At 55.2% G+C, this 25659-nt stretch carries 16 protein-coding genes; 6 read left to right on the top strand and 10 right to left on the bottom strand.

Features of this window, described 5'->3' with window-relative positions:
• Together B2R17_RS10410 and B2R17_RS10405 are read left to right on the top strand one after the other, a co-directional pair.
• The coding region (locus B2R17_RS10410; RefSeq protein ID WP_286763931.1) for an Hsp70 family protein at positions 1 to 2840 on the top strand (2840 nt) is incomplete at its 5' end.
• Between the two features lie 100 nt (positions 2841 to 2940).
• On the top strand, positions 2941 to 6927 hold the full coding sequence (locus tag B2R17_RS10405) for an FG-GAP-like repeat-containing protein (protein ID WP_286763930.1): 3987 nt from the start codon (positions 2941 to 2943) through the stop codon (positions 6925 to 6927).
• On the opposite strand, the gene B2R17_RS10400 is transcribed toward B2R17_RS10405, so the two are convergent.
• The 6 genes from B2R17_RS10400 to B2R17_RS10375 all read right to left on the bottom strand — a co-directional run bounded on the left by B2R17_RS10400 (position 6921) and on the right by B2R17_RS10375 (position 15484).
• Positions 6921 to 7775 carry a TerC family protein gene (locus B2R17_RS10400; RefSeq protein WP_037249605.1) on the bottom strand — a complete coding sequence of 285 codons (855 nt, stop codon included), beginning with the start codon at positions 7773 to 7775 and terminating at the stop codon, positions 6921 to 6923. The two genes, B2R17_RS10405 and B2R17_RS10400, sit on opposite strands and share 7 nt — an antisense overlap.
• 94 nt (positions 7776 to 7869) lie before the next feature.
• Positions 7870 to 8646: a sulfite exporter TauE/SafE family protein gene (locus tag B2R17_RS10395; protein ID WP_008663294.1), complete on the bottom strand. Its 777-nt coding sequence runs from the start codon at positions 8644 to 8646 to the stop codon at positions 7870 to 7872.
• Entirely contained in the window at positions 8643 to 9041 is a 399-nt protein-coding gene (locus B2R17_RS10390; RefSeq protein WP_286763929.1) for a nucleotide pyrophosphohydrolase, read from the bottom strand. Before B2R17_RS10390 ends, B2R17_RS10395 begins: the two co-directional genes overlap by 4 nt.
• Positions 9042 to 9155: 114 nt before the next feature.
• On the bottom strand, positions 9156 to 10274 hold the full coding sequence (locus tag B2R17_RS10385; RefSeq protein ID WP_339887778.1) for an FG-GAP repeat domain-containing protein: 1119 nt from the start codon (positions 10272 to 10274) through the stop codon (positions 9156 to 9158).
• Between the two features lie 140 nt (positions 10275 to 10414).
• A complete protein-coding gene (locus B2R17_RS10380; RefSeq protein WP_286763927.1) occupies positions 10415 to 11812 on the bottom strand; it encodes an NAD(P)/FAD-dependent oxidoreductase in 1398 nt (465 codons plus the stop codon).
• 105 nt (positions 11813 to 11917) lie between these two features.
• Entirely contained in the window at positions 11918 to 15484 is a 3567-nt protein-coding gene (locus B2R17_RS10375) for a mechanosensitive ion channel domain-containing protein (protein WP_339887775.1), read from the bottom strand.
• 233 nt (positions 15485 to 15717) lie between these two features.
• On the opposite strand from B2R17_RS10375, the gene B2R17_RS10370 reads away from it, so the two are divergent.
• Together B2R17_RS10370 and B2R17_RS10365 are read left to right on the top strand one after the other, a co-directional pair.
• Entirely contained in the window at positions 15718 to 17085 is a 1368-nt protein-coding gene (locus tag B2R17_RS10370) for a hypothetical protein (RefSeq protein ID WP_286763925.1), read from the top strand.
• Positions 17086 to 17172: 87 nt separating this feature from the next.
• A complete protein-coding gene (locus B2R17_RS10365) occupies positions 17173 to 18696 on the top strand; it encodes an RtcB family protein (protein ID WP_286763924.1) in 1524 nt (507 codons plus the stop codon).
• Between the two features lie 40 nt (positions 18697 to 18736).
• On the opposite strand, the gene B2R17_RS10360 is transcribed toward B2R17_RS10365, so the two are convergent.
• Positions 18737 to 19744: a Gfo/Idh/MocA family protein gene (locus B2R17_RS10360; RefSeq protein ID WP_286763923.1), complete on the bottom strand. Its 1008-nt coding sequence runs from the start codon at positions 19742 to 19744 to the stop codon at positions 18737 to 18739.
• Positions 19745 to 19820: 76 nt separating this feature from the next.
• Entirely contained in the window at positions 19821 to 21578 is a 1758-nt protein-coding gene (locus B2R17_RS10355) for an alkaline phosphatase (protein ID WP_339887808.1), read from the bottom strand.
• Positions 21579 to 21953: 375 nt separating this feature from the next.
• Here B2R17_RS10355 and B2R17_RS10350 point away from each other — a divergent pair, with 375 nt between their 5' ends.
• Entirely contained in the window at positions 21954 to 22517 is a 564-nt protein-coding gene (locus tag B2R17_RS10350) for a hypothetical protein (protein WP_286763921.1), read from the top strand.
• Position 22518: 1 nt separating this feature from the next.
• Complete coding sequence (locus B2R17_RS10345) at positions 22519 to 23016, top strand: response regulator (protein ID WP_008658070.1); 498 nt, start codon at positions 22519 to 22521, stop codon at positions 23014 to 23016.
• Here B2R17_RS10345 and B2R17_RS10340 read toward each other — a convergent pair.
• Complete coding sequence (locus tag B2R17_RS10340) at positions 23013 to 23759, bottom strand: hypothetical protein (RefSeq protein ID WP_286763920.1); 747 nt, start codon at positions 23757 to 23759, stop codon at positions 23013 to 23015. The genes B2R17_RS10345 and B2R17_RS10340 overlap by 4 nt on opposite strands.
• Positions 23760 to 23842: 83 nt before the next feature.
• Positions 23843 to 25372, bottom strand: a complete 1530-nt coding sequence (locus tag B2R17_RS10335) for a trypsin-like peptidase domain-containing protein (RefSeq protein ID WP_286763919.1) — start codon at positions 25370 to 25372, stop codon at positions 23843 to 23845.
• Between the last annotated feature and the right edge of the window lie 287 nt (positions 25373 to 25659).

Raw genomic sequence — 25659 nt, 5'->3', positions numbered from 1 at the left:
CCGAAGCCTCCGCCACGGAAGCCGAAGCCTCCGCCACGGAAGCCGTTGCCTCCACAACGGAAGCCGATCAAAGCGAGGAGAAGCAACGCAAAGAAAGTGGTGCGTCTTCGGCCAACGCAAACACCGAGTTCACTGTCCGCACTTTCTTGGTTCCCCAATGGGTCGACCTGGGTGTGGCGGAATCTCGGTCAACGCTGCCATCGTTTCACTACACACTTCATCCATCTGAGCAACTTCCGCACAGTGACGCTAATGATTGGTTGAACCCATCGGATGATGCGTTGGCGTCCTGCGTGGGTGAGTACGCTCGCATCGCGGGACTGCTGCACCCAGGTCGCCAAATCGCGTCGGCAAAAAGCTGGCTGTCTCATGAAGGGGTCGATCGGACCGCGGACTTGCTGCCTTGGCACGGCGACCATGATGTTCCACGACGGTCGCCGGCGGAGGCCTCGGCCAGCTACTTAAAACATTTGGCTGACGCATGGGATGCCGAACACCCCGATCATCCGATGTCACAACAAGACATCGTGATCACGTTGCCCGCATCGTTTGACGAGGTGGCTCGCGAATTAACAATTCGTGCGGCAAAGATGGCGGGTTTGCCTCGCATCCAATTGATCGAAGAACCCCAAGCAGCATTCTATGCCTGGCTGGATCGTCACCGAAACGAGTGGCAGGACTTGGTTCAGGTCGGCCAACTGATTCTGGTATGCGACATCGGTGGCGGCACGACGGACCTAACACTCATTCGAGTCCGGCCGGCCGACTCAGACGACCAATCAAACGTCGTGCAGTTCCACCGCGTTGCCGTTGGAAAGCACTTGATCCTCGGCGGGGACAACCTCGACTTGGCGGTTGCCAAAGCGGCGGAAGCCAAACTTGGACGAACGTTGTCACCGCGGCAATGGCAACAACTTTTGGCAGCAGCCCGTCAAACCAAAGAAACCTTTCTCTCGGAACCACGGCCTGAGCGCACCACAATTCACTTGCCCGGCGAAGGATCGTCGCTGATCGGTGGCGGACTCAGTGTCGAAATGACCGCTGAAGAAGTCGACTCATTGCTGCTCGACGGATTCTTTCCCGAAGTCGACATGGAATCCGAAGTCGACGCGCAGCAAAGTGGTTTTCAAGAGGTCGGCCTGCCATACGCTGCTGACCCCGCCGTCACCAAACACCTCGCCGAATTCCTTCGCGAACATCGCCGCACCGGATTGGACGATACAGCGGCCGATGACAACGCGACCGATCAGCCAAAGCCCAAAGAAAGCGACCAAGTCAATTTGGTCCTTTTCAATGGAGGCGTGCTGACAGCACCCGCGATTCGCAAGCGAGTCATCGGCTCACTGACAAAGTGGTTTTCAGAGCCCGCCGTCCTAGAATCTGCACGCTTGGATTTGGCTGTTGCGCAGGGTGCCGCCCACTACGCCATGGTTCGGCGAGGGCATGGAGTTCGCATCGCCGCGAACTTGGCTCGGACCTACTTCATGCAGATCGAACAAAACCCACCGCGAGCGGTTTGCGTAATTCCCGCTGATGCGCAGGCCGGCCAATCCTTCCGGATCGATCAAGTTCCGATGGACTTGCGAGTTGGCGTGCCGGTCAGCTTTCCACTGTGGGTCAGCAGCACACGTCTGGCCGATCGACCGGGCGAAGTGGTCGACATTGATCCGAACACGATGACGCCTTTGCCACCCATTCAAACGGCCCTGAAAGATCGCAAACGGCGTGACCAATCCACGATGCAAATCGTGATCGAATCAGAACTTTCCGAGATCGGTACGGTCGGACTGTTTTGCGTTTCAGATGCCAAACGTTGGCGTTTGGAATTTGACATTCGTGGAACACTCGAAACCGATCGCGAATCGCATGACTACGCCGGCGAATCCGCTGGTATCGTCGACGAAGAAACCCTCGACGAATGTCGACAGCTGATCGCTCGCGTCTTTGTGGAAGGCACACTCAAGCCTTCGTTGCTGATCAAACGACTTCAAACCACCATCGGCACCTCTCGCGATCAATGGCCACCGGCGTTGCTTCGTCAGTTGTGGGAATCGTTGATGGAGGTCCAAGACCATCGTCGTCGCTCGCCGGCTCATGAATCACGTTGGTTGAATTTGGCTGGCTTCGCCCTGCGTCCCGGTTACGGTGTCGCGGTGGATGATTGGCGGACCTCGCAGACCTGGCGAATGATCTACGGAAAGATCTCGCACCCCGACCACCAGGTCCGTGCCGAGTCCTACGTAATGTGGCGTCGCATCGCGGGGGGAATGACGGCGGGCCAGCAAAGTCAGTTGGCGACCTCGTTGGGCCGCTGGCTGCTCGGGGGAATATCCAATCAAGACATGGCCGAAGCCAACGAGGCGTGGCGGACGATTGGTTCACTGGAGCGACTGCCCATCGACCAAAAACGATCATTCGCGACCGCCGTCATGGAATCGCTGGATCGTAAAAAGGCATCTCCGCTATACCCGAGTCTGTTCTGGACACTCGGCCGTCTCGCGTCTCGCGTACTCGCGTATGGGCCATTGAATCTGATTGTCCCTGCAACGGACGTTTCACATTGGCTGCAGAAGCTTTCGCATTCACCGTCGCTGAAGACTGGAGACGAAGCAACCAAACGATTGGCCGCCTTCACGATCACTCAAATGACTCGTCGCTGCGACGACAGGTTTCGCGATGTCGACCAACCCACGCGAGATCGAGCGTTGAGTTTGCTGGATCGGCTCGGTGCACCCGACCACTGGATTGAATTGGTCAAAAACGGTGGCCAACTGGACCACGAAGAACAACAAGCCGTTTTCGGCGACACGCTGCCACTGGGGATCGAACTTCGAGGTTGAGCCCCGTTCACCTCGAGGTGCCACATCAAATTCGCTTGTTTTTGATAGACTGCATTCGCTCTCGACCTCGTGTCAGTTTGTTCTTCAAGGATGCTAATCGGTGACTTCGTCTCAATCCCCAGCCAGCAAGCAGTCTCCTTCCGGTAAACAACCCTCAACCACTTGGCTGATCGCTGTTTTCGCGATTGGTTTGCTCGCAGCGGCCGGCTATTGGTTCAGTCGTGGCCCGGTGGTTCCTCCCGACGATGTCCCAGGTGATAGTGGCGAAGACCAAACCCGGCAGCTTGCTTCGCAGAACCTCGACCTGAACCGGGTCGCGTTGGCGTCGATGGAAAACCTCGATACCGACGATGCGGAAACAGCCTGGGCTTCGCTTTCAAAGTCCCGGCCGGAAGACCTTTCGATCGCTCTCAACCGAGCACTGAACCGAGCACTGACGATCGACGAATTGTCCGCCGTCGCCACCGATGCATCCGCCAAACCAGAAGAAAAACAAGCGGCTCGACAACGATTGGCATCGCTGCTTTCAGAAACTCGCGGTCTGATTCAGAAGTATGTTGAGCTCGGCGGCGATTCCAATTTGGCGACTTGGATGAACGCGCGAGTCGACCTGAACGAAGCCAATTTGCTGCCGCGATCGGTGATGCAATCGATCCGCAAAGAGGTCTTTGGACGGCTGATCGAATCCATTCAAAAATCAGCCGATGCAAAAGGCGACAAGAGCAACTCCATTTTGCTGGCGGGCACATTGACCCAGGTCGTCGATGTGCTGGAGGATCCAATCCGCGGGATTTCACCAACAATTCTCGAACCGGCCGCCACCGCTCTGACTCAGCTGTCCAATCAACAACCCGACAACCTGTATTTGGCCGTGCGAGCCGCGCGGCTCGGAATCGCAAACGAATCCAAAGCAGCGGTCGATGCAATCCGTCGAACACAAACACTCGCAGCCTCGATCGAGCCGACTCTTCGTCAGCAAACCGCCCCGATCGGAAAAACGCCTGCCGAATTAGTCGACGGGATTGTCTCGGCTGTCGAGGCAGGAAAGTTCGATGAAGCCGACAACCAAATGATGCTTTGGTTCAACCTTCTGAACTCGACGGAATTGATCAAAACCGACCGACGTAGAGCATCACCTCACCCACTGGACCTCATTGAGTTCGATTCACTGCGTCGGCTTTCCGCGGAAGTATCGAAAGAATCGCGAATTGAATCGGCGTCGAAGGCTTTGTCGTTCGACATTCAATCGCTGACGGCTTCCGGCGATACCATTGAAGGAGCATCAGCCAGTGATTTGATTCCCATTGATGCCAACCTCGATTTCAAAATGGATTTGGTGTCGCTTCATCCCGACAAAGACTCCGCCACTTTGTTCCTTTGGATGCAAGGCGATGAAGGCTGGCAGAACTACGGCATGCTGACCGTGGACGGCCAATGGACCGGCATGATGGTCGCCGATTTGTTCATGGTCGACTCCAGTTCACCAGGCCGACTCCGTCAGGACGCGACGTCGCGCAGCCACAACACAATTCGCAGCATCATTCTCCTTGGAGAATCAGGTGCTCAATTGGTCGTCGTCGATGGACGCGACTTTGGCCAGCCCGATGCGACCGGCGATGACTCGCTGAAGACCGAAGCCGCCGACGGGCTGGAATCGCTTCAACAAGTTCACACGATGATCAGTGGCGATTTCGAAGGGGATGGCGACCTGGATTTAATGGCAGCCACCGGTCGAGGATGGGAACTCCTGGTCAATCGCGGCAACCGAACGTTCTTTCCGCTTCCAACGAATGAGAATCAAGCCACGTCGTGGGACGAGTCCGATCCACCCGTCGCTTTCGCAATCGCGGATTTGGATCGCGACTTGGACCTGGACGTCGTGACCGTTCACCCTCAGTCGGGTCGTGTCGGATGGATCGAAAACGTGCTGCATCTGCAATTCCGTTTTTCCTATCTCGAAGACATCCCCGCGTTACCAGGCGTGGACTCTTTGGCGATCGAGGACGTCGATGGAAACGTTTCGTGGGACATCATTCTGGGCGCTCCCGAAAAAGGGCAACTGGTGCTATCTCACACCGGCGACATTGGCATGTGGCGAGTCGATGCGGTCACGCCGTTTTCTTGGCCAACGACGGAATCGCAGGAGCAACCGACCCTGACCAACCGAGGCTCACTCATCGTCGCCGACCTGGACAACGATAGTTTTTACGAATGCCTTCGTGGCGGAATTGCCTCATCCGCGTTGGAATTATCTCCTCTCTCATCGGCTGATGAATCATCCAACAAGTTTGGGCCTCAACAGGACTTGCAATGGAGCGTTTCCGACCAGGCATCCGAGTTCTTTGTCTACAGAGCGACTGATTTTGACGCCGATCGAAACGTCGACTTGGTCGGGTGGTCTAAATCCAATGACACCAGTTCATCAGCCGTCTCGGTTGCTTCCAACACGACGGAACTGAGCGGCAAAGCCATCTCGGTACGCTTCAAAGGGATCGACGACAACAACGCGAACAGCGGCCGAGTCAACCACTATGCCGTTGGATCGGTATTGGAATTGCGTTTTGGTCCGCACTACCGCTCTCGAATCGTCACGGATCCAACCACCCATTTCGGACTGGATGGCTTAAGTGGCCCCGGCAACTTGCGAGTCATTTTCCCCAACGGATTGACCCAGTCGGTTCCTGAAATTGAACCGGGAGTCATGATCGAAGAGGAACAAACACTCAAAGGATCTTGCCCATACCTGTATGCCTTCAACGGGGAACGGTTCGAGTTCGTCACGGACTGTTTGTGGGCGGCCCCATTGGGTTTGCAAACCTCACCCGGCGTTGTGGTCCCCGATCGACCGTGGGAACACCTGTTGGTCGACGGGAAGTTTCTGGCTCCCAACGACGGAGCCTACGAAATCCGAATCACTGAGGAACTGTGGGAAGTCGCTTACTTCGATCAACTGGAGTTGGCTGCGATTGATCACCCCAAAGACGTGGTCGTCTTCACGAACGAAAAGGTCGGGCCACCATCGCTCGCTGAACCAACCATTCACGCGTTTGATCGATCCGAACTTCAACCGCTATCCAAAGTGACCGACACGGAGGGAACGGACGTGACCTCGCTCCTTCGCGAAACGGACGGCGAGCATGTTCAGGGATTTCCCCATCGATACCGTCAAGGACTCTGCCCGCCCCACTGGATCGACTTGGACCTCAGCGGCCGTGTATCAGCAAATACATCCAAAGACGCCCGAATTCACCTGGTCCTCAATGGCTGGATTCTGCCGACCGACACCTCTCTGAACATCCAAATCGATCAGAATCCCGAACTGTCTTCACCTGAACCGCCATCGCTGTGGGTACCTGATGAAGCATCGGACTCTGGCTGGAAAATGGCCTCGCCTTTCATCGGTTTCCCCGGTGGCAAGAACAAAACGATCGTGGTCGACATTACCGAATGGGTGAATCGCGCAGACCCTCGAGTGAGGATCCGCACGACCAACCAAATCTATTGGGATTCGGCCGCTGTGTCCGTTCGAACGGACGAGGAAATCGAGCGTCTCCGCTCGCTTGTCGAAGTTCAACCACTCACCCTGCAATCTGCCGAGGTGGCTTGGCACGGCTTCTCCAAACGAAGCCACCCTGGACCGAAACAGGCCGAAACCTATGACTACCAATCCGTTCAGGATTCACCTCGATGGCCACCTCTCGATGGACAACTCACCGAGTACGGTCCCGCCGAGGATTTGATTTCCGACTGGGACGACTCGATGGTGGTCATCAGTGGAGGCGATGAGATCCGTTTGCGTTTCGCGATTCCGAAAAAGCAGCTTTCAGATTCCGCGCAACGCGATTTCGTGTTGCACGGAGTGGGTTGGGACAAAGACGCCGACCTCAACACATTGGCCGGCCAATCGACACTGCCACTGCCATTCCAATCGATGAGCCAATACCCACCGACCGCTTCTCAAAAAGAAGAAGTGACCAGGTCAAGCAAGGCCAACTCATCTCACCTTTCGCGAGAACAACCCTTTCGCGAATTTTGGTCGCGTGGTGCTACGACGCGGGAAGGTTTGAGCGAGACGCCAGTTCAATGAGCGGGCTGCAGTTTCGCTTTTTTCGTCATTCGTAGGTTCAGGAACTCAACGATCAAAGAGAACGCCATCGCAAAGTACACATAGCCTTTGTTGATTGGCGTTCCGACGGCTTCGCTGAGCAATACCACTGAGATCAAAATCAGAAACGACAAAGCCAACATTTTGACCGTTGGGTGTTCCTGAACAAAGTCGCTGATCTGATTAGCAAACGTGATCATCACACCGACGCTGATCACCACCGCGGCGATCATGATTGGCAGATGCGACGCCATGCCGACCGCTGTGATCACGCTGTCGAGTGAGAAGATGACATCCATCACCGCGATTTGAAACAAAACCGATCCCACCGTCACCGGTTTTCGTGATTTGACCGCCGCATCGGCTTCGGGCAAATCCATGTCCATTTGCGGATCATCATCGTGCTCGCCCTCGATCTTGTGATGGATCTCTCGAACCGCGGTGAACATCAAGAACAATCCGCCGAACAACAAAATCAAATCGCGGCCGCTGATTTCGTTGACTTCCGCGTCGGCAGCCAAATGCTCTCGCAAGGATTCGATCGGAACCAGCGATGACAGCTCGAAGATCGGCGACTGCAAGCTCATCAGCCATCCGATCATCATCAGCAATAGGATTCGCATCCCCATCGCGACGAACAATCCGAATCGCCGAGCAAACGAGCGTTTTTCCTCGGGCAGTTTCCCGGTCAAAATCGCAATGAAAACAATGTTGTCGATGCCGAGAACGATCTCCATCAGAGTCAACGCAAACAATGCGATGAGTGATGGAACGGACCACAGCGGTACATCCGCAGCAACTTCAACCGACGACGCAATCAAATCCATCACGGGACTCACAGCAAGGAATTCCAAACTCGCAACACGGACAACACGCGAACCCAATCAACGCACTGGTCGCAGCGACGAGCGATTGAGGTCCGATTCAGGCGGGAGACAGCCAAGGCGCGGCCAGACCGGCCAACCCCATCAGCAATAACAATGCCATCGTGATCCGTCGCAGACGCTGCGTCCCCAAGGCCGTTCCGACTTTCAGACCGACCCAAGTCACCGCCAGCAAAATAGGAATCGCGGCGGCAGCAATCAATGCCGGGGGAATCACGCGGGATCCAAAGAACCAAACCAACACTGCAATTCCGGGTGCCAAGCTGATCAGGTACATCGAAAACAGAAACCCACGCATTCTTCGCGTGTCCCAGTCATGAGCCTGCACCCACAGCACCATCGGCGGTCCGCCCATCCCGACCAAGCCCTGAAGAAACCCGGACAGCGGAAACACCAAATAGCTCCAGAACGACGCCACTTGATCTCGCGGCTTTGGTCGAAACAACATCGTCGCCAGTGTCGCCGACAACACCGCCACCCCGACGATTTGGCGAAGCGTCACCATGGAAAAAGATTCCATCCATTGCAGCGTCAGCACTCCCAGCGGCAGAAACAGCAAACGAGCCGCTCCCGGCCAAACAAGTCGCTTCGAATCCAACGCATCGCGGAACGAGACCACGCCCCACAAGTTTTGAGGAATGGTGGCGACCAGTAACGACGTTTGGGCTTCCGGAATGGAATACCCCGCCCACAACAGCAACGGAACAATCACCAATCCGCCCGCGAATCCAGCAGCGGCTTGAACAAAGATGCCCAGGCACAGCACACCCACCAGTTGCCAGGTCTCCGGTTGAGCCAGGATCTCTAAAAAGCTCACGCGGAATCCGAGGTTTCATCTGGCCCCGTCAACTTCGAATTTTCGCGATGACGCGTCGAGTCGCGTTTCGTTTTCTTGTCGAGGTTTCGCCGCAGGGCATCGGTCAGATCAATTCCGGACTGGTTTGCCAAACAAATGATCACGAACATCACGTCCGCCAACTCGTCTGACAATTCTCCCAGGACCACACCCGACTTGGTGGACTGCTCGCCCTTGGTTCGCGAAAGAATGCGAGCAACCTCGCCGACTTCCTCGACCAACTGAGCCAAATTGGTCATCTCATCGAAGTAACGCACGCCGATGGTTTGAATCCATTGGTCAACCTGCTCTTGCGCGTCCGCAATCGACATGGACAAAGGCGTTTGCTTCACGGAGTCCGAAGATGATTGCGACATCAAGTCTTTCGTCGAGATCAAAAGGGGGCTGACCCTTTGGAAAACATCTGGTTCTCTCGGATTGGAAGACAGGTCCGAAAAGAATCAGCCCTCTTTTCGGTACAAGCCTCTGCGTCAAGGTTTGGCTAACAGGAGGTAGGTGCCACTTTTACCGGCGACCGCCAAGTCGGTTTTGCCGTCACCGTTCAAATCCTCGGCAACGATCTGCAAACCGGTTCCCACACGACCTTCGTCAATGACGTGACGCTGGAACGATTTTGACGCAACATCGAACGAGTACCAGTAGAGACATGGAACTTCTTTTCCGCCTGGGTCATTTCCGTTGTGGGCGTAGTACCGCTTTCCGGTCACCAGATCTTTGTTGCCATCGCCATCCAAATCCACCCAAACCATCGAGTGAGGCTGGCTGAAACGTCGATCGATTTCGTGCTCTTTCCACTCGATGGATCCGGAATCAGTAACCCCGGTGTTCTCCCACCACTGCAATCCATAGTTGTGACCTTCGCCATAGATCAGGTCCTGGTCACCGTCTTGATCGATGTCTTCGATCAACATCGGCAAACTGGCGTGCAACTTCCAATCGCGGTGAGCGATCCAGGGTTGCCCCCAAGGGTTTTCGGCAGGTTGTTCGTACCATCCCCAACCAACCAGGATGTCATTCCGACCATCGCCATTGATATCGCCAACACCGATTCCATGGCCGTTGAATTCTTCACCCAACACGTGCCGTTTCAGCTCATAAGCCGGTTTGCCGTCTTCCGCCGGTTCGCTGGGTTCCAATCGCCAGATGACAGTCGGCACCTCATTCTTCCAACTATTCACAATCCACTCAGGACGCCCATCGCCATCAATGTCTTCGAAGAGTTGACCCTCGTTCGCGGTCGCTCCCGTATCAACCAAGGTGGATTCGGGCCACATTTTCCCCAAACGCAAATCTTCTTTTCCTGGGTTGCGAAACCACTTCACTTCCGTCGGCAAAAACGATCCCGCGATGACATCAAGACGACCATCTGAATCAACGTCGAACAGATAGTCGCCGTTGCTCTGGACGTAGCCGTTCCAATCTTCAATGGCTCGCAGAGGGCGTGGAGCCCAATCGCCATTTCGAAACCAGTTGCGTCCGGCGACCAAGTCCGTTTTTCCATCGCCGTCGACGTCGCCCGCCGCGATTCCTTCGTTTGCGTCCACCGTCAACAAACGAATATCGAACGACAACGGCTCATCCGCTGACACCACAGAAATTGGAGTCGCCAGAGAACCGAGCAAAAAACAAACGGCAAAAAACGTACAGAACCGCATCAAACAACCACTCCAGAAGAAGGACGCCACTTTTCGCGGTCATTGTAGTTCAAACCGGGAGCTAGCTGGCGCGGTCAATCCGAACCGCCAGCACCGGTTTGCGATGTCGATTCCAAATGGCGAGTTGATGGCATTGCAGGGTCTGCGTTCCACCCGGTCGCTTGTTCCATCGTCGAGATATCCGTGTTCGCACCATCGGTGATCAAACGAGCCGATCGGTCGTGCGTGACGAAGGTCCACCCCCACTGCATCAACACCAACAAACGGTTGCGAAACAAAGTGATGTACATCAGGTGAATGAACAACCAAATGAACCAGGCAACAAAGCCTTTCGCCTTGTAGCTTCCGATTTGTCCAACCGCGGTGCAGCGACCGATCACGGCCAAGCTGCCCTTGTCTCGATATCGAAATTCGGGACGAGATTTGGATCGCAGATCGGCGCGAATACATTTCGCCGCCTGAGCCCCCATTTGCATCGCGGCGGGAGCCAATCCTGGCACCTCACCACCATCTTCCATCTTCACCTGAGCCAAGTCGCCACAAACGAAGACCGTGTCATGACCGGGAATCGAAAGATCCGGGCTGACTGGCACACGACCGCCACGGTCGGATTCGATTCCAGCGGCTTCACACAGGATCGCACCCAAAGGACTCGCTTTAACTCCCGCTGCCCACAACACCGTCCGCGTATTCAAACGACTGACTTCTTCAGTTGTCTTGTTTCGAATCATCACATGCGTCGGCTCAATCTCCACCACGCGGCATTGCGTCTGGATTTCAACGCCCAGCTTCTCTAGATCATGTGCGGCACGTTGCGGCAATGGTTCGGGATAAACGTCCAGCGGCGCATCTCCCGACTCGACCAAAACGATTCGTGCGTCGGCCGGTTGGATGAATCGGAAATCATTCTGAAGTGTGTGACGAGAAATCTCGGCCAGAGCACCAGCCAGTTCGCAACCGGTTGGGCCGCCGCCAACGATGACAAACGTCAGCAAATCATGAATTTCATCGGGATCGTTGCTGCGTTCGGCAGCCTCAAACGCACCCAAAATTTGCCGACGTATTTCCGTTGCGTTTTCAATCGTCTTCAGCCCGGGCGCGAGAGGACGCCATTCTTCTCGGCCAAAGTAATGATGAATCGCTCCTGTCGCGACGACCAAGTAATCGAACGCAATCACCGAATCCGTGGTGTACACCTCATTCGAATCCAGCGAAATGGATGTGACTTCTTCCAGCACCACGCGAGCGTTCTTTTGCTTTCGCAGGATCCCACGTAGTGGCGTCGCGATGTTTGCGGGTGAAAGTTCGCCCGTTGCGACTTGATACAGCAACGGTTGGAAAAGGTGGAAATTGCGACGGTCGAGCAATGTCACTGAGACGTCGACCTTTCGCAGGTCTCGTGTCACTTGCAAGCCAGCGAAACCGCCACCGACCACGACGACGTGAGGACGCTGTTTAGATGCGTTGCTCATATCCAATCTCTTTCTTCACAACGTTCGGAAATACCTTCGTCGAGCGAAATCGATTTCGTCCGTAATCAACCGACCGCTTCGCTGGTTGTTCCAGTTGACACCAAATCAGTCCTTTGGTGCAGGACACAATCGGTCCATCAATTCAGGCGGCAAAGAACGCAAATGCAAATCGCGTTGTGGGAAGGCGATTTCCAATCCCGCCTCGTTGAACCGCTTGTTGATTTCGGTGTGCAACTGGTGGATTGATTTCAGACGCTCATCCAAAGTTGACAGGTAACACCTCAAAACCAGATTCAACGTCGAATCGCCGAAGCTTTCAAACGTGACAACGGGCTCGGGATCCTTCGAAATCTTCGGATGTTCCTCACAAATCTTTCGCAGCAAATCACAAGCAAACTCAGTATCGCTTCCGTAGGCAACACCAACATTGACGACGATCCGGTTGGTACTGTCCGTCAGTGTCCAGTTCACCAATCGCCCGGTGATCAAATCCTTGTTAGGAATGATGAGCTCCTGCCGGTCCCAGTTCGTCACCGTGGTCGCACGAATTCGAATCCGAGCCACCACTCCGGTCGTGTCGCCCAGCGTGACGACATCACCGACGCGAATGGGTTGTTCGAACAACAAGATCAAGCCGCTGATGAAGTTCGCGAAAATTTCTTGCAGTCCGAAACCGAGGCCAACGCCCAATGCGGCGACCAGCCACTGAATGTTCTGCCAGTGCAAACCAAGAGCCTTGGCCGTCAACAGAATCCCGATTGTGATCAGAACATACGTGCCAAGAGTCGTGATCGCGTAACGCGCGGGTTTGTCGAGCGGTAAACGTTCCAGCAACACGCCTTCCAACAAACCAGGCAAGTTCCGCACCGACACCCATGTCAGCACGATGATCGGAATCGCGAAAACGATGTTCTTCAGCGTGACTGGCGAGACGATCCCTTCGCCATCAGTGGTGGACCACAGTTTGACTTGATCCAAGTACTCAACGGCGGGCAACACCGGCGACCACACCAATGCGATTCCAACCAATGCGACGATGAACAGGATTGTCTGCAACAAACGTGTGGTCTGCGCGTTGATCTCCGAGGCTTCCATGGAAGTGCTCGGTTCGATCTCAACTCCGCCCGCTCCGAGACGCTCCGATTCTTCCAATCGTTCGCGGTGAACCGCCATCGTCAATCGGCGGCGATTGGTGAGCAACCATCGGTTCACGAATCCACTGACATAGTACGTCAGCAAACAAAGCCAGAGCGTTAGATAAAGTTGCTCAACCAAAACTCGAGCACCGCTACCCAGCCCAATCAGAGCGATGAATGCGAGGGCGAGCGGTACGACCAGGATGAATCCGAACCAAAGGAAACGCAATCGAGACGTCCATCCATTTGGATTGAGTTGGATGTGCTTTGAGAAGACTCCTGAGGTGGGCGAAAACGATCGCCAAAGGACGACACTGATCAAGATCATGCCGATCACCAACATGACGCGACCGAACGCCGCGGCGGCTTGCCAGCGACCGAGATTTTCGGCGATCCCATAGAAAAGAAGAATCGGTACGCCGATGTCGATCAGCAATCGCAACCATTTTCGAAGTGTTGAAATGGATGCCTCATCCGCGCCAAAGTGAGCCGCGGCCAAACCATCACGACGCAAACATTGACGCAGCAATTCGATCGGAGTCACCGCAACGGCGGCTAAATGAAACGCTTTGGCGGTGGCTCGCACGATCGCCTCGCTGGCACCGGACGCCGACAAAGCGTCTCCGATGATCCACAGCAATCCAACCAGCGGCAGCACCAACGCCCAAGACAGCAGCGTCGCCGCCAAGGTGGGTTTCAACGAGACGCTTTGGCGACTGCGGGCACGTTCCCCGTGGGTCGCGATCCGCCGCCGCAATTTTGCACCCGCGTAGATGATTGTGAAGATCGCCATCAACGCTATCGCGATCAGTTCTGGACGATTGAGCAAACCTTTCAGCAAGCTGCGTCCCAGAAGAATCAGATTGTCGGGATGGACGATCGCACGGAAGACCTGCCAGGACACGACTAAGTCGTTCAAGCGAAACGCCGGCTGACTTTTGATCCAAACGATCTTTGTATCGATGATCGAAGTCAGCTCCATCACCAACCGTTGCTTCTGCTCGAGCTGGCTTTGCAAACTGACCATTTGAACGATGTAGTCACTCAAGTCAGCGATGAACTTGTTGACCAAACGGATCTCACTTTCAGACAGCTTTCCCTGAGGGATCGACACGCCTTCGATGTTTTCCAGCGACAGCCCGATCGACGAGTTGTCCAAGATCCCTTCGAGAGTCAGTTCCAACTGCGTCTGCAGAGCCCGATTACTCTCGATACTTTTCCTGAGTTCAGCAATTCGTGAATTGATCGGCCCAAGAGCGGGAAGCTTGTTCTTGAGCAACAGCAGTTCCACACCAAGCGTGCTGGTCAAACCACCGGACGCCTTAATGTTCTCTTCCAAATTCGTTGTGATCTTCGTGCGTCGCTCGGACAAACTGTCTACCTCAGCCGCTTCGTCGTTGAGCGATCGACTGATACGATCTTTTTCGCCGGCGATTCGCATCCATCGTTCTTCGAGCGATAGAATCAACGACTCACTTGGGTCGCCGCCTTCGGCTTCCATCGTGCGTCGAAATTCCTTCAGGTCCTTGGCGATTTCGCTTTGCCGCTTCTTCGCAAGCGTCGCCGACCAAGCTCGTGCTTTTGCTTCCGCTTCGGCGACTTCTTTTTCAGTCGCGGTTTTCATCAACGGCAGCAAATCGCCCTGTGATTCCAGCAGTGTCTGCTGTTGCTGATAGGCGGCGAGTCGCTGGCGTGCCTCGTCGAGCTTTGCTTTGGTTTCGACTTCGCGAACGTGACGCAAACGCCCGTCCGGGTCATCTTTGATTTCGCCAATCGTCTCGCCCGTCAAAGACTCGATTTCTTTCCGTGTTTGAACGATTTGCTCGGGAAGTTTTTCCAGGGTCTCTTTCCGAGCCGTGATGTCAGACTCGATCTTCTGCAGCTTGCTGCGAGCAGCGTCGAGACTGAGACTTGCTTCAGCTTGCTTTTGCTGAATTTCTTCGATCGCCATGTAGCGATCGACGTTGATCGGCTGGACCGAAACTTCCTGATTGGCGAGCGTTTTGAATCGCTTCTTTTCTTCCGCGATCGACAGCAGCGACTTTTCGTACGACGCGGTCCGGTTGACCGCTTCTTGTCGAGCGGTGAGGACGGCTTGGAGGCTTTTCAGCGACTCAAGCAACCGATTCTTCAACATCGGATCCATGTTCGCGTCGTTGTTGACCGACTCGATTTCCGCTGCGACGGCCTCCACACTGTTCAGGTCGCTGTTCGCCTTTGGCTTCGCCTCGGCGGTCCCACCACCACTCGCCGCAGTTCCGGTCGCATCATCGGCCTGGAACGGCGTGTACGCCGCGACTTGAGCGATCGTTTGGCCCGGCGAGCCTTGCTGCTGAACGTTCAGCGAGGCCGGAATTGGCGAAACCGTCTGAGCGAGCGAACTGCTGGCAACCGACACAAAAACGCAGCCCAATAGGATCAAGCCGAGCGGCTTTGAAATCTCCGCGTGCCGAGTGTTTTGTGAAAAGTCGGAACGCATGGATGGTCCGTCAAGGAACATGGTGAATCGTCGATGCAAAATGTCGGTGGTGGTCATTGGGAATACAGGAAACCAAGTCGTTGAAGTGTCTCGAAAAGGTAATGGCGACCGAAAGCCCAAACCCGGAACTGCAACGGATTACTCATCAAATGCACCCAACGAATTCCCATGAAAGGCGACACCCGGCCGCGTCAAATTGCGTGCCGTTTCATCTTTGAAATTCAAAATCCAAGCGGTGTTCCGAGTTGCACGTTGACTTTGGCAGCACAATTTTGGTAGCTGCATCGAACATGAACGAGACAATCCCACTCACCGCAGCCCTCACCGCCTCATCGCGAAAATTTTTCGCGGTGTCATATCCGGATGGGCGTCTGGTCCGCGGCCTTCTGATTGGGTGGTTCTTGATCGGGTGGTGTGGCCCCATATCGACCGCGATGGTCCGAGCCAACGAAGCGGCAATCAGTTCCGCTGCGGAATCTTCCTCGGCTCCAATCGAGAAAGATGCGTCTGAGTTCGTTTTGCTTCGAAACGATCGTGTTCTTCGAGGCGATGTTCAGATTTCTGGAGAATCCGTCATCGTGCGGCGTGGTGGATCGGAAATCCGACTCCCAGCGAAAGAAGTCATTGGTTCCCGAGACAACCTGGACGCCCTTTTCGAACTCCGGGAGCAGTGGCGTTCCGCTCGAACATCGCCAAGACCGATTCAGCGAGCGTTGTCAGCAGCCCGTTGGTGTGTCGACCAAGGTCTGCACCGACAAGCGGCGGAACAGCTCATGATCATCTACCGTGCTGACCCGCAGAACTCAGAAGCACAGCATCTGGAATCACGGCTTCGCAACCTGACGCGACCGAATGACCCCAAACCCAAAGCGAGCGAAGTCCAACCAGCCAACTTCGTCGAAGCCACCAACGAAGCGAAGCAGGTTGATGTCCAGTCTCCAACCGCCGAACCGACGGATCACCTGCACGAAGCGGTGATGAACTCTTGGTTGCTCCATGCCTTCACCGCTCGGGTACAGCCAATCCTTTTGGCAAAATGTGCCCAATGCCACGACCAAAATCTGAGCGATCAAGCGAGCGACTTTGCATTGCATCGTCCGTTGCACTCCAGCCGCCCGGGTCGCCGCATCACCGAAGCCAATTTGCGAGCAATCCTGACGCTTTGCGAGCCAGGCAATCCTGACGCGAGCCCATTGATTCAGATGGCCAAATCCGATCACGGTGCGAAAGCATCTCACCGCAGCGAATCAACCAGCTTGCCAACCGGTTCCGTATTGCTGCGAACTCTCGAGAGTTTCGTGGACCAGCTTCCGCTTCGAAGCGAGCTGAAAGTCGTTGAAGTTGATCCGATCCTCGCCGAGACACCACGTGCGAGTGATCCGACCAGAGTTGCTCGAGCATCATTCATCGACGAGACAGCCGGCGTTGAGTTCTCAAGCGACAAGACACCACCATCGTCCGAATGGTCGCCAACGAACGCCAGCGAATCAATTCCTTCGCAAACAACAAACCCGCCATCGAATGATGCCAACAAACGCGGTCCCATCCGCCCCAAGCGGCTGCCGAAAGTGGAACAACCTCTTTCCAAAGATCTGTTCAATCGGCAAACGGAATTGATCGAATTGTTTCGCGGAACGCTGAACTCCAACGCGAAGTGAAACGAGTTCTCAACGGAGAAGCATCGGTTTTGCTGATTCGCAGCGAACCTTTGACACCTCGTGTTCTCTTGTTGTTCAATCAATCACATGAAAGAACTCAGGCGAACCAGTGCAATGGATACGATGCACGAGATGTTGGAAATCACCGGCCCCGCGACGGCAACCTTGCCCGTCGGCGATGGATGCTCACCCATTACCGTGATCGGCACTGATCCGATCCGGCAATCGTTTGGCAGCCAAACCTTTCAACAAGCAATCAACAGTCGTTTGGCACCGGGCGTGTCACAGGTCGTGCTGAATCCCGACGCGCACGTTGGATACGGTGCACCGGTCGGTTGCGTGATGGTTTCGCCGACGCACGTGTATCCGGGCCCCGTTGGCGTCGACATCAAATGCAGCATGAGTTTGCTGCAAACGGATTTGCCGGAAAGCGAAATTGCCGACTGGAAGATGCGTCGTCGCGTGATCCAAGCGATCGCGAAACGCGTTCCCACCGGCGCCGGCCGCGGGCAACGACACGTGCCCAAGAGCCGAAGCGTGGACGGGCCGCTCGGATTTCAAGTCGCAACGGAGGGTGCTTCGAAATCTGTTCTGAAAAAGCTGGGCATCCCCAAGTCTTGGGCGAGCCGCTGCGAAGATGCTTCGCATACCGCACCGGACGGTTCAGTGGATACGTTGGCAGCACGTTTGGAATGGATGGGACGCGAACGAGACAAACGCGATCGCTTGGAAAGCAAGTTCCGCCAACTTGGAAGCTACGGTGGCGGCAATCACTTTGGCGAAGCCGAAGTCGTGTCACTGTCAGAGAAACAGTACTTCCGTTCGATTGGCGAACAATGGGGGCTGCGGGACGGTTGCGTGGCGTTCTTGTCGCACTGTGGCTCGCGCGGTTTTGGCCATGATTTGGCGATGAGTCAATTCCGTGCAATGAAAGCTCATTTCCAAACCAATGGCTTGGCGTTCCCGGCAGGAGATCCTCAACTTTGCTATGCCGAAGCGGACTCGCCCGAAGGCCGACGTTATCTTTGCGACATGGCCATGGGAGCCAACTTCGCGACGGTCAATCACATGCTGATCAATCAGCTGGTCCTCGAGTCTTTTCGCGAAGTGTTTCCTGGCATCCGGGGCGAGTTGGTCTACTTCATCAGTCACAACATCGCTCGCCAAGAGCCCGTGGACGGACGCTTGCAATGGGTTCATCGAAAGGGTGCAACGCGGGCCTTACCCAAAGGACATGAACAACTGGTAGGCACCGAGTTCGAAGCGACCGGGCACCCGGTTTTGTTGCCAGGGAATCCACGCGATGGATCGAGCATCATGGTTGCTCAACGGGGAGCTGCCGCATCTGCCTTCAGCGTGAACCATGGTGCAGGGCGGCAACTCAGCCGCACCAAAGCCAAAAAGAATTTGAACCAAACAGTCATCGACCAAAACTTGCTCGACCACGACGTCATCAGCAACTGCCGCGTCTACCCGCGGGACGAAGCTCCGGATGCATACAAGGATTTCGCCGAAGTTCTGAAAAGCGTCACCAAGGCTGGGTTGGCCGATGAGGTCGCTCGATTAAAAGCCAAGTTCGTCTTGAAAGACGGTGCACCCGCCGATGATTGATTCGAGTCGTCACGCGATCTTTTCAAGCGTTCGTCGACTTTCAAAGAGCGTTTGCGTAGGCCATCTCGATGACGTCGTTGGTTTGCTTCCCTTGATGACCACTGATCATCGGTGGGCGTTTCTCCTGCAACGCTAGAGTGAAATCCGCGATCAATGGTGAGTGAAAGTTTTCTGCCGGCGGATGAGATTCTCGGGACATTCCATCAGCGGTAAACAGCAACAGTTCGTCACCGTTGAGATCTTCGATGGTGACTCGTCCCTCGGTGCCGATCACCTCCAGCCGATCGGGCGCGTTGACGGTTCCGAAGTAGCATTGCAACACGCCGTGAACTCCGCCGGCAAATTGCATCAGCAATGTCGCCGCCTGCTCCGCTTCGAAATCAGGTGAATCGACTCGACTTGCTTGGACCGATTGGACTTCGCCAAATAGATGCAGAAACAAATCCAGACGGTGACTACCAATATCCATCAAGGGCCCGCCTCCTCCTTGAGCAAGGACAACTCGCCAATCATCGGCAGGGAACCGATTCGGATTGCCTGTCACACAAGCAATTGACAAGACTCGTCCCAGCGAGCCAGCGTCGATCAGATTCTTGACGCGTTCAACTGCCGGATAAAACCGTCGGTAGTATGCAACTCCGAGTGTCACTCCGGATTTCTGACATGCCTCAATCATTTGCTGGCATTGTTCCGGATCGATCGCCATTGGTTTCTCAACCAAAACGTGCTTTCCAGCATTCGCCGCCGCGATCGTTTGCGGGCAATGGCAGCTAACCGGAGTGGCGATGTAAACCGCGTCGACTTCCGATAGTGCGATCAACTGTTCCGAGTCGGTGAACCGATGCGGAACGCCATTCTGATCGGCGAACAGATTCAACTCCGGTTCACTGCGTCGGCAAACTGCCACCAACTCCGAACGCGGATCTTCCTTGATCGCACCAGCGACGCGTTTATGAGCGATATCGCCTGTGCCAATCAGCCCCCAGCGAACTGTCATTCGGGCTTGCTCCGGTCCGTCCGAGTAGAAGGTGTCACGATACCAATGCATCCATTTTGAAAAGGTATGGAAGTCGAGTGATTCGAAGCATCCCGAGACAATTGCTGTCCCGAGTCGGCTGCTCGGTTCAGTGGTTGGCGGCAGCGGCTTTTTGAGCAGCCTTGCCGATCGCTTCAACGTTCTCGATCACCAAGAAGTGCCCATGGTCACTGGTGACGAAGACAGCGGTATCATCCCAAGCCTCTTTCTCTTCGACCCAATTGACGATGGTCCCAAACGCTTTGTCGCCACTGAACACGGCGCCAATGCTGCTGTCCAAGTTGTTTGCATGGTTGGCCCAATCAACATCACCGGCTTCGACCAACAACCAAAAATCAGATCGTTCGTCTGAATCCTTCTGCGGTGCAGAAAGAAACTCCAACGCAGACTGAGTCATATCGGAGATCGTTGGATTCTCCACAACGTCGGCGTGGGTGTAGCGTTCCGTGCCTTTGACATCAAAGGTTGGATTGAAATTTCCGTCGGCAGTTTGAAATGGCAGGTGACCGCCCTTGGTTCCGAAAAAGCCAATCAGCCGTGCGTCTTCTTGGATGGCCTTCTGAGTTGCTTCTTGCAAGACTTCCGCGCCTGGTCGTCCTTTGGTGCGTTCCACGACGACGTAGGAGTTCGGTTCACCGGCTTTGTATTTCTTCTTTAGAGCATCACGGTCCGATTCGTGGAAATACTTGTTGCCTTCCATGAAGTTCTCGCCTTGTGATTTGTCGGCACCCGTTCCTTCTCCCCAACCACCACCGATCAACAGGTCCAAACCAGGAAGCGCATCTTGGCGGTGAGACGACGACGGAAGACCAACCAAGTCGCGAGAGATGTCTTGATAGTCCTGACGAACGACGTTGTTTGCATACGAAGCCGCGGGTGTCGCGTGGCTGACAGGAACGCTTGTCACCGTGCCAACTTTGAATCCCTCTTTCTGCAACTTCCGCGCGATAGGAATCGCGTGCGATCCATCGGGCATGACATTGATTGAACCGTTGTAAGTCTTCACTCCTGACATCAAGCTCGATGCCGTTGCAGCGGAATCAGCGACCGTGTGCGGAACCAATCGGTCTTGTCCGATCACATAATCACGGCGTGACTGCTCATGCCAAGGTGCCCGCCCACCATGATCGGGTGAGTAACCGCCTGTGGACTCTTTGCTGGGTGCAGTGACTGTCTGGGAGTTCACGTCAAGTTTTGCGCCGGACGCAAACGGTGTGGTGACCAAGAACGTGAAGTCCGTTTTGGTTCCGCGATAGTCTTGGAGGAGCAAGCCGGTCCCTCGACCACTGTCATAGCGATTGGCCTGATTGTGATATAGCGCGGCCGCTCGTGTGGTCGGCCAATCCATCCCGTCAAACACCATCAGTATGACGTGACGTTTACCCGCCTTCACGGCAGCCATCTGCAAGTCATAAACGTCGACTTGATCGTGATAGTTTGCGTTTGGATTCAATGACTTCTCATCCACGCGTCCAAAGTGTTTCTTCAGTCGTTCTGGATCGCCGTACATGCTGCCTTTTTCACGCAGGTCATTCAGCGTGTAGCCGAACGTGTACAGCGGTACCAATCGATTGCTGTGATTGGTCCACGTGCTGTACTTCTTTGGGTTGCTTCCCCAGTGCCCCCACGGGGCGGATTGTTCCTTGATTGCGTTGGATTGCATCTCACGCATTGGATCAACCACCGGTTCACCGGACTCGGTCGTACCAGGTGCTCTGGCGTCATCGATGTCCACCAAACTCTTGGCTTTCTCGAGAAGCTTCCCGACCGTTTCTTCTCCATTAGCGGGCACCACAGAGATAGAAACGAGTAGACAAACAGCGAACTGCAATCGCAACGAGATCATTGATTTACGGTTTTGTGGAGGCGGGACGCGAGGTGGAACAAAAGATGTGAGTGACATCATGTCTTCAAAATACCACTCGTCAAACGGGGTAACGATGAAGATCGTAGTAAGAACCGACTCAGAAGTGTCCTCAAAATACAACCGAAGTGCTGCAACCGATTACTGCGTCTACCCGAGTTGGCGCCGCAGGTGAGTTAAACGGCGACGATTAGAGGAACTCTAATCCTCGACAGCCAGCAATGAGGTGACATTCCACGCCACCCCCCTGGCAAAATTCCTTGACGACCGGTTCAAGCAATCGTACTCTCACTGTCACTGCTCCAGACATGATCTGGCAGAAAACGGGCCATCAAAGCACGGAGGAATTGCATTTGTATGACGAGCGCAAGACCCAATCTTCAGCGGGACGCATCAATGGGTGCATCTGACGCTTTGGTCCGCGATGGTGAGAACGCCTCGCAAACGATCTTGATCAACGCAGCCTTTCTGCAAGAAATCAAAGACAGCAACCCGAACCTTTGGCACGCCGCCAGCGAATTGAGGGCGATGTGCGAATGCGATGAGTGGGATGCCGAGACGACCACCCGAGATCACATCAAACAATTCGTTCGCGCACTTGGTGAGCTGCGAGATCTGATCTCACTGCAATTCGGTTTGGAAGAGTCATACGGTTATTTGCAGGCCTCGGGGCCGCCCCCCCAATTGGCTCCGCTGCAGCCTGATTTCGAGGACGTGCAAAAACAGCTGCGTCAGGCACTCGAACAGCACTGCAGGCTGTATCTCGACCTTTGTGACCTCGTCGAGCAGTCCGAGGAATTACAATATCGTGGATGCGAACGTTCCGCTTTGCTGACTTTCGCCGAACAAGTTGCCCAATTTTCTCGTGAGATGACCCGACATGAACGTCTCGAAGCCGAACTGATCGAAAGGGAGTTGTAAAATGCTAGGTGATTCACGCACCAAACCAATGGAAATTCTGTTGGTGGAAGATGGCTTGGTCGACGCGAGAGTGACCATTCATGCTCTTCGACGCAGCGGCTTGCATCACCGATTGACGCTGGTTCGCAGCGTTCACGAAGCAATTCTCTTCATGAAACGAACGGGCATCTTTGCACGAGCCCCACGGTTGGACTTGTTGCTGCTCGACATGATTCTGCCCGATGGCACCGGAATCGATGTCCTCGAGGAAATGAGCGAACTGCAGCCCGATTCGTCTCGCGTCACGACCGTGGTTTTGACCGCCTGCGAAGATGCGTCCTATCGAACTCGGTGCGATGAGTTGGGAGTGTACGACTACATTCAAAAACCGGTCAGCGAAGATGAGTTTTTGCGTGTCGTTCGTGATCACAAGAAATTGATGATTCACTTGCAGCAGGCCGCCGTGTCCGCTGCAGCGGGCAATCAAAGCCCTTCGCCTTCGGGGTCCCTGCGAGCCTAAGCGGAATTCGCAGTTGAGTCGCTCAGACCGGTGACAGATGAAACCGTCATCCGTATGGGCGATTTGGTTCCATGCCATGTCCACTTGGGACATATCGTTACGGCACATTCCGCTGACGATCGGCCCTGCCAGGCAACGGCAAGCGGCCCAATCCGGATTAGATGAATCCGTCCGGCGGTCGTAATTTGATATCCAGCGTGGGCTCGAACGCTGCGGTGGTTGGCTGGATTGATTGCCGCCCAAACTTGCGTGACTTCACCAGCATCCGCTCCGCGTTCATCTGTTGAGTCGAACGTTGTTTCTGCCGACAACAGCTTCCGCAGCAACACCGAGTAAGCACCGCGGCTGCGTTCCTCTGGCATCATTCTCGCGGCGAAAAGCCAGCGTTGATGCTCGGCCAAATCGATTTGCAAATGAAGATCACGTTCGGTGAAAGATTGCATCGCGATCCAAACGCCGCCGACGATCTGAGAGGACGACTCGCTTTCGCTCTCCGATTGGGAACTCCGTTCCGTCGCTTTTGTGCGAAAGACGGCGTAGGCGGCTTCGGCTGGCTCGTTTCCCGCTGCGTCGTTGAGATGCGACGACGATTCCTGAGACGAAGCACCATTGTACAACGTCGCTCGCTGCACGCGTTCCAGCTCTTCAGCCGTTTCGACTTTTCGAGCTTGATAGCTATCGGCCGTCTTTTGATCGTTTGGGTCATCATCAGCCGATGACTTACCCAGCCTCACGATTTCCATGCACCGGTACCGAAAGCACCACGCTGGAACTACGCGGCACCACACAATGCCGAGCGTGTATCGCAGGCCTCGACCCGACATGACTACCGGCTCATCGCAGCTTGGCGAATTTGCCGTACCAGATCCGCATCGGGACTGCTCAACGTCATCACTTGTTCCCGTTGTTGGCCATCGGGGTTTCGCAAGATCACGATCATTTCAGTTGCGGCTCCGGCCGAAGTCGTGGCCGGGCCAGCTGGCGCCGAGATTGGAGCAATGGCTCCGTTCTGACGAGGGGCATTGAGTGCGGGTCCGCCGGCAAACTCGTTCGATGCGGGCTGGGTGTTCGCCAATTGATTGGTCACCGGAGCCACGGGGGTTCCTTGATACAAACGCCCCAGTTGGATGCGTTCCAATTGCCAATGGACAGACCCTGGCCCGGTGTAGATTCCAAGATCAGACTTGTAGTCCGCCGCATTGCAGACGCCGATCAGCACACCGCGATCATCGAACAAACCGCCGCCACTGCGACCGTCGATCGGAGCACCATCGATTTCCAAGTTGGACATACCGAGGTTTTGATTGTACTTGTCGACACCGGTGATGCGGGTGTCCCGACGACTCGGATCGTCGCCGCGGTCACATCCAAAGCTGAATGCGGTTTGACCGACTTTGACCTTCTCACCTTCCTGAATCACCTTCACGGGTTTGACTGCGAAGCCAGGTCGTATCGCGACCAAACCGATATCACGATCGCCCGCGTCGTAGTCGACTAATTGTCCGGGCACGGTGCGAACTTCGCCAGCGACAAACAAGTCCACTTCGATTCGATCCTTGCCTTCGCCATCACGGAACAAGTGACCGCACGTCAGAACCAAGGCTTCGTCACCGTTGGTGTCAATGATCGTTCCAGTACCGGCTCCGTAACCACGACCGTCAAACACTCGCAAACGCACCGTCGCCGCTTTCGCGTTTTCGATTGCATCAGCCAGCGACATGCTAGGCATCGGCTCCATCGCTGCGTCTTGCGAACTGACCAAACGCTCGGATGATCCGGCCGCTTGGTTGTTCATCGATTGCCAATCTCCGGCGAAGCCTGAATCTCGATCGGCACGCTCTTTTCGAATCGCACGACGTGGGCTGCGATCGACTGCGTTTTGTCCGGAGGTCAGTGGCGCCAACCGGGTTTGCGGTTCATTCCAAGCTTGCTCGGACGACGCACTTCGTGTGGGGATCAGGGGACCGGCTGCGGTTTGGTTCAACGCGGCGGTGAGTCCGCCCACCGTTTGAACTCCCAACAATCGCGTGACTTCTTTGCCTTCGCGAAGCACCACATAAGTCGGCGTGCTGCGGATTCCAAAGCGGCGGGTCAGGTGAGCTTCGTTGTCGACATTGACTTGGCGAACAGGAACGCCGCGAGCGATCAACTCAGACACGATCGGCTTCATCGCCAAACACGGCCCGCACTGCGACGATGAGAATTCCAATAGAACGGCATCGTTCGCCGAGGCAGTGGACGCGAGAGCCGAGACGGCGAAGCACACGGTCATGAACTGAATCATGAGGTGCCGGGCAAACCAACGAATTTGCCGTGATCGGTCGAGAACGCCAGCCAGTTGATGAGTCGTTTGCACTCTCGTCCCTCCTTGGACGATGGAATAGTTCAATCAACACAAAGTGTCCCTGAGCTCTCCATCACCATCCTTGGCAACGAAGAAACAACCTTTGTGTCCGTCGCGCGATGGTCGGACATCCTCCCGAACCACGGCAACCCCAATTGAATTGGCCATCCGCCAAAACTTGAGCGTTTCTGGCGAGAAAATCAAAAAAAGTTGAATGCGACCATTCAGATGGCGGGGTGCACCCCCATCGCAGCGTGCTTTCCCCCCGAATCCCGCGGTCGTGCAGTTTTATTTCACCC

The organism is Rhodopirellula sp. UBA1907, assembly GCF_002337565.1.
In the GTDB taxonomy this organism is placed as follows: Bacteria; Planctomycetota; Planctomycetia; order Pirellulales; family Pirellulaceae; genus Rhodopirellula; species Rhodopirellula europaea.
This window is presented reverse-complemented; position numbering and strand designations above follow the sequence as displayed.

Bases quoted from the DNA above. Each gene is read 5' to 3' on its own strand.
- B2R17_RS10355 (WP_339887808.1), bottom strand. From the start codon at position 21,578: ATGATCTCGTTGCGATTGCAGTTCGCTGTTTGTCTACTCGTTTCTATC.
- B2R17_RS10340 (WP_286763920.1), bottom strand. From the start codon at position 23,759: ATGGAAATCGTGAGGCTGGGTAAGTCATCGGCTGATGATGACCCAAAC.
- B2R17_RS10365 (WP_286763924.1), top strand. From the start codon at position 17,173: ATGAAAGAACTCAGGCGAACCAGTGCAATGGATACGATGCACGAGATG.
- B2R17_RS10370 (WP_286763925.1), top strand. From the start codon at position 15,718: ATGAACGAGACAATCCCACTCACCGCAGCCCTCACCGCCTCATCGCGA.
- B2R17_RS10350 (WP_286763921.1), top strand. From the start codon at position 21,954: ATGACGAGCGCAAGACCCAATCTTCAGCGGGACGCATCAATGGGTGCA.
- B2R17_RS10380 (WP_286763927.1), bottom strand. From the start codon at position 11,812: ATGAGCAACGCATCTAAACAGCGTCCTCACGTCGTCGTGGTCGGTGGC.
- B2R17_RS10390 (WP_286763929.1), bottom strand. From the start codon at position 9,041: ATGTCGCAATCATCTTCGGACTCCGTGAAGCAAACGCCTTTGTCCATG.
- B2R17_RS10360 (WP_286763923.1), bottom strand. From the start codon at position 19,744: ATGCATTGGTATCGTGACACCTTCTACTCGGACGGACCGGAGCAAGCC.
- B2R17_RS10375 (WP_339887775.1), bottom strand. From the start codon at position 15,484: ATGACCACCACCGACATTTTGCATCGACGATTCACCATGTTCCTTGAC.
- B2R17_RS10345 (WP_008658070.1), top strand. From the start codon at position 22,519: ATGCTAGGTGATTCACGCACCAAACCAATGGAAATTCTGTTGGTGGAA.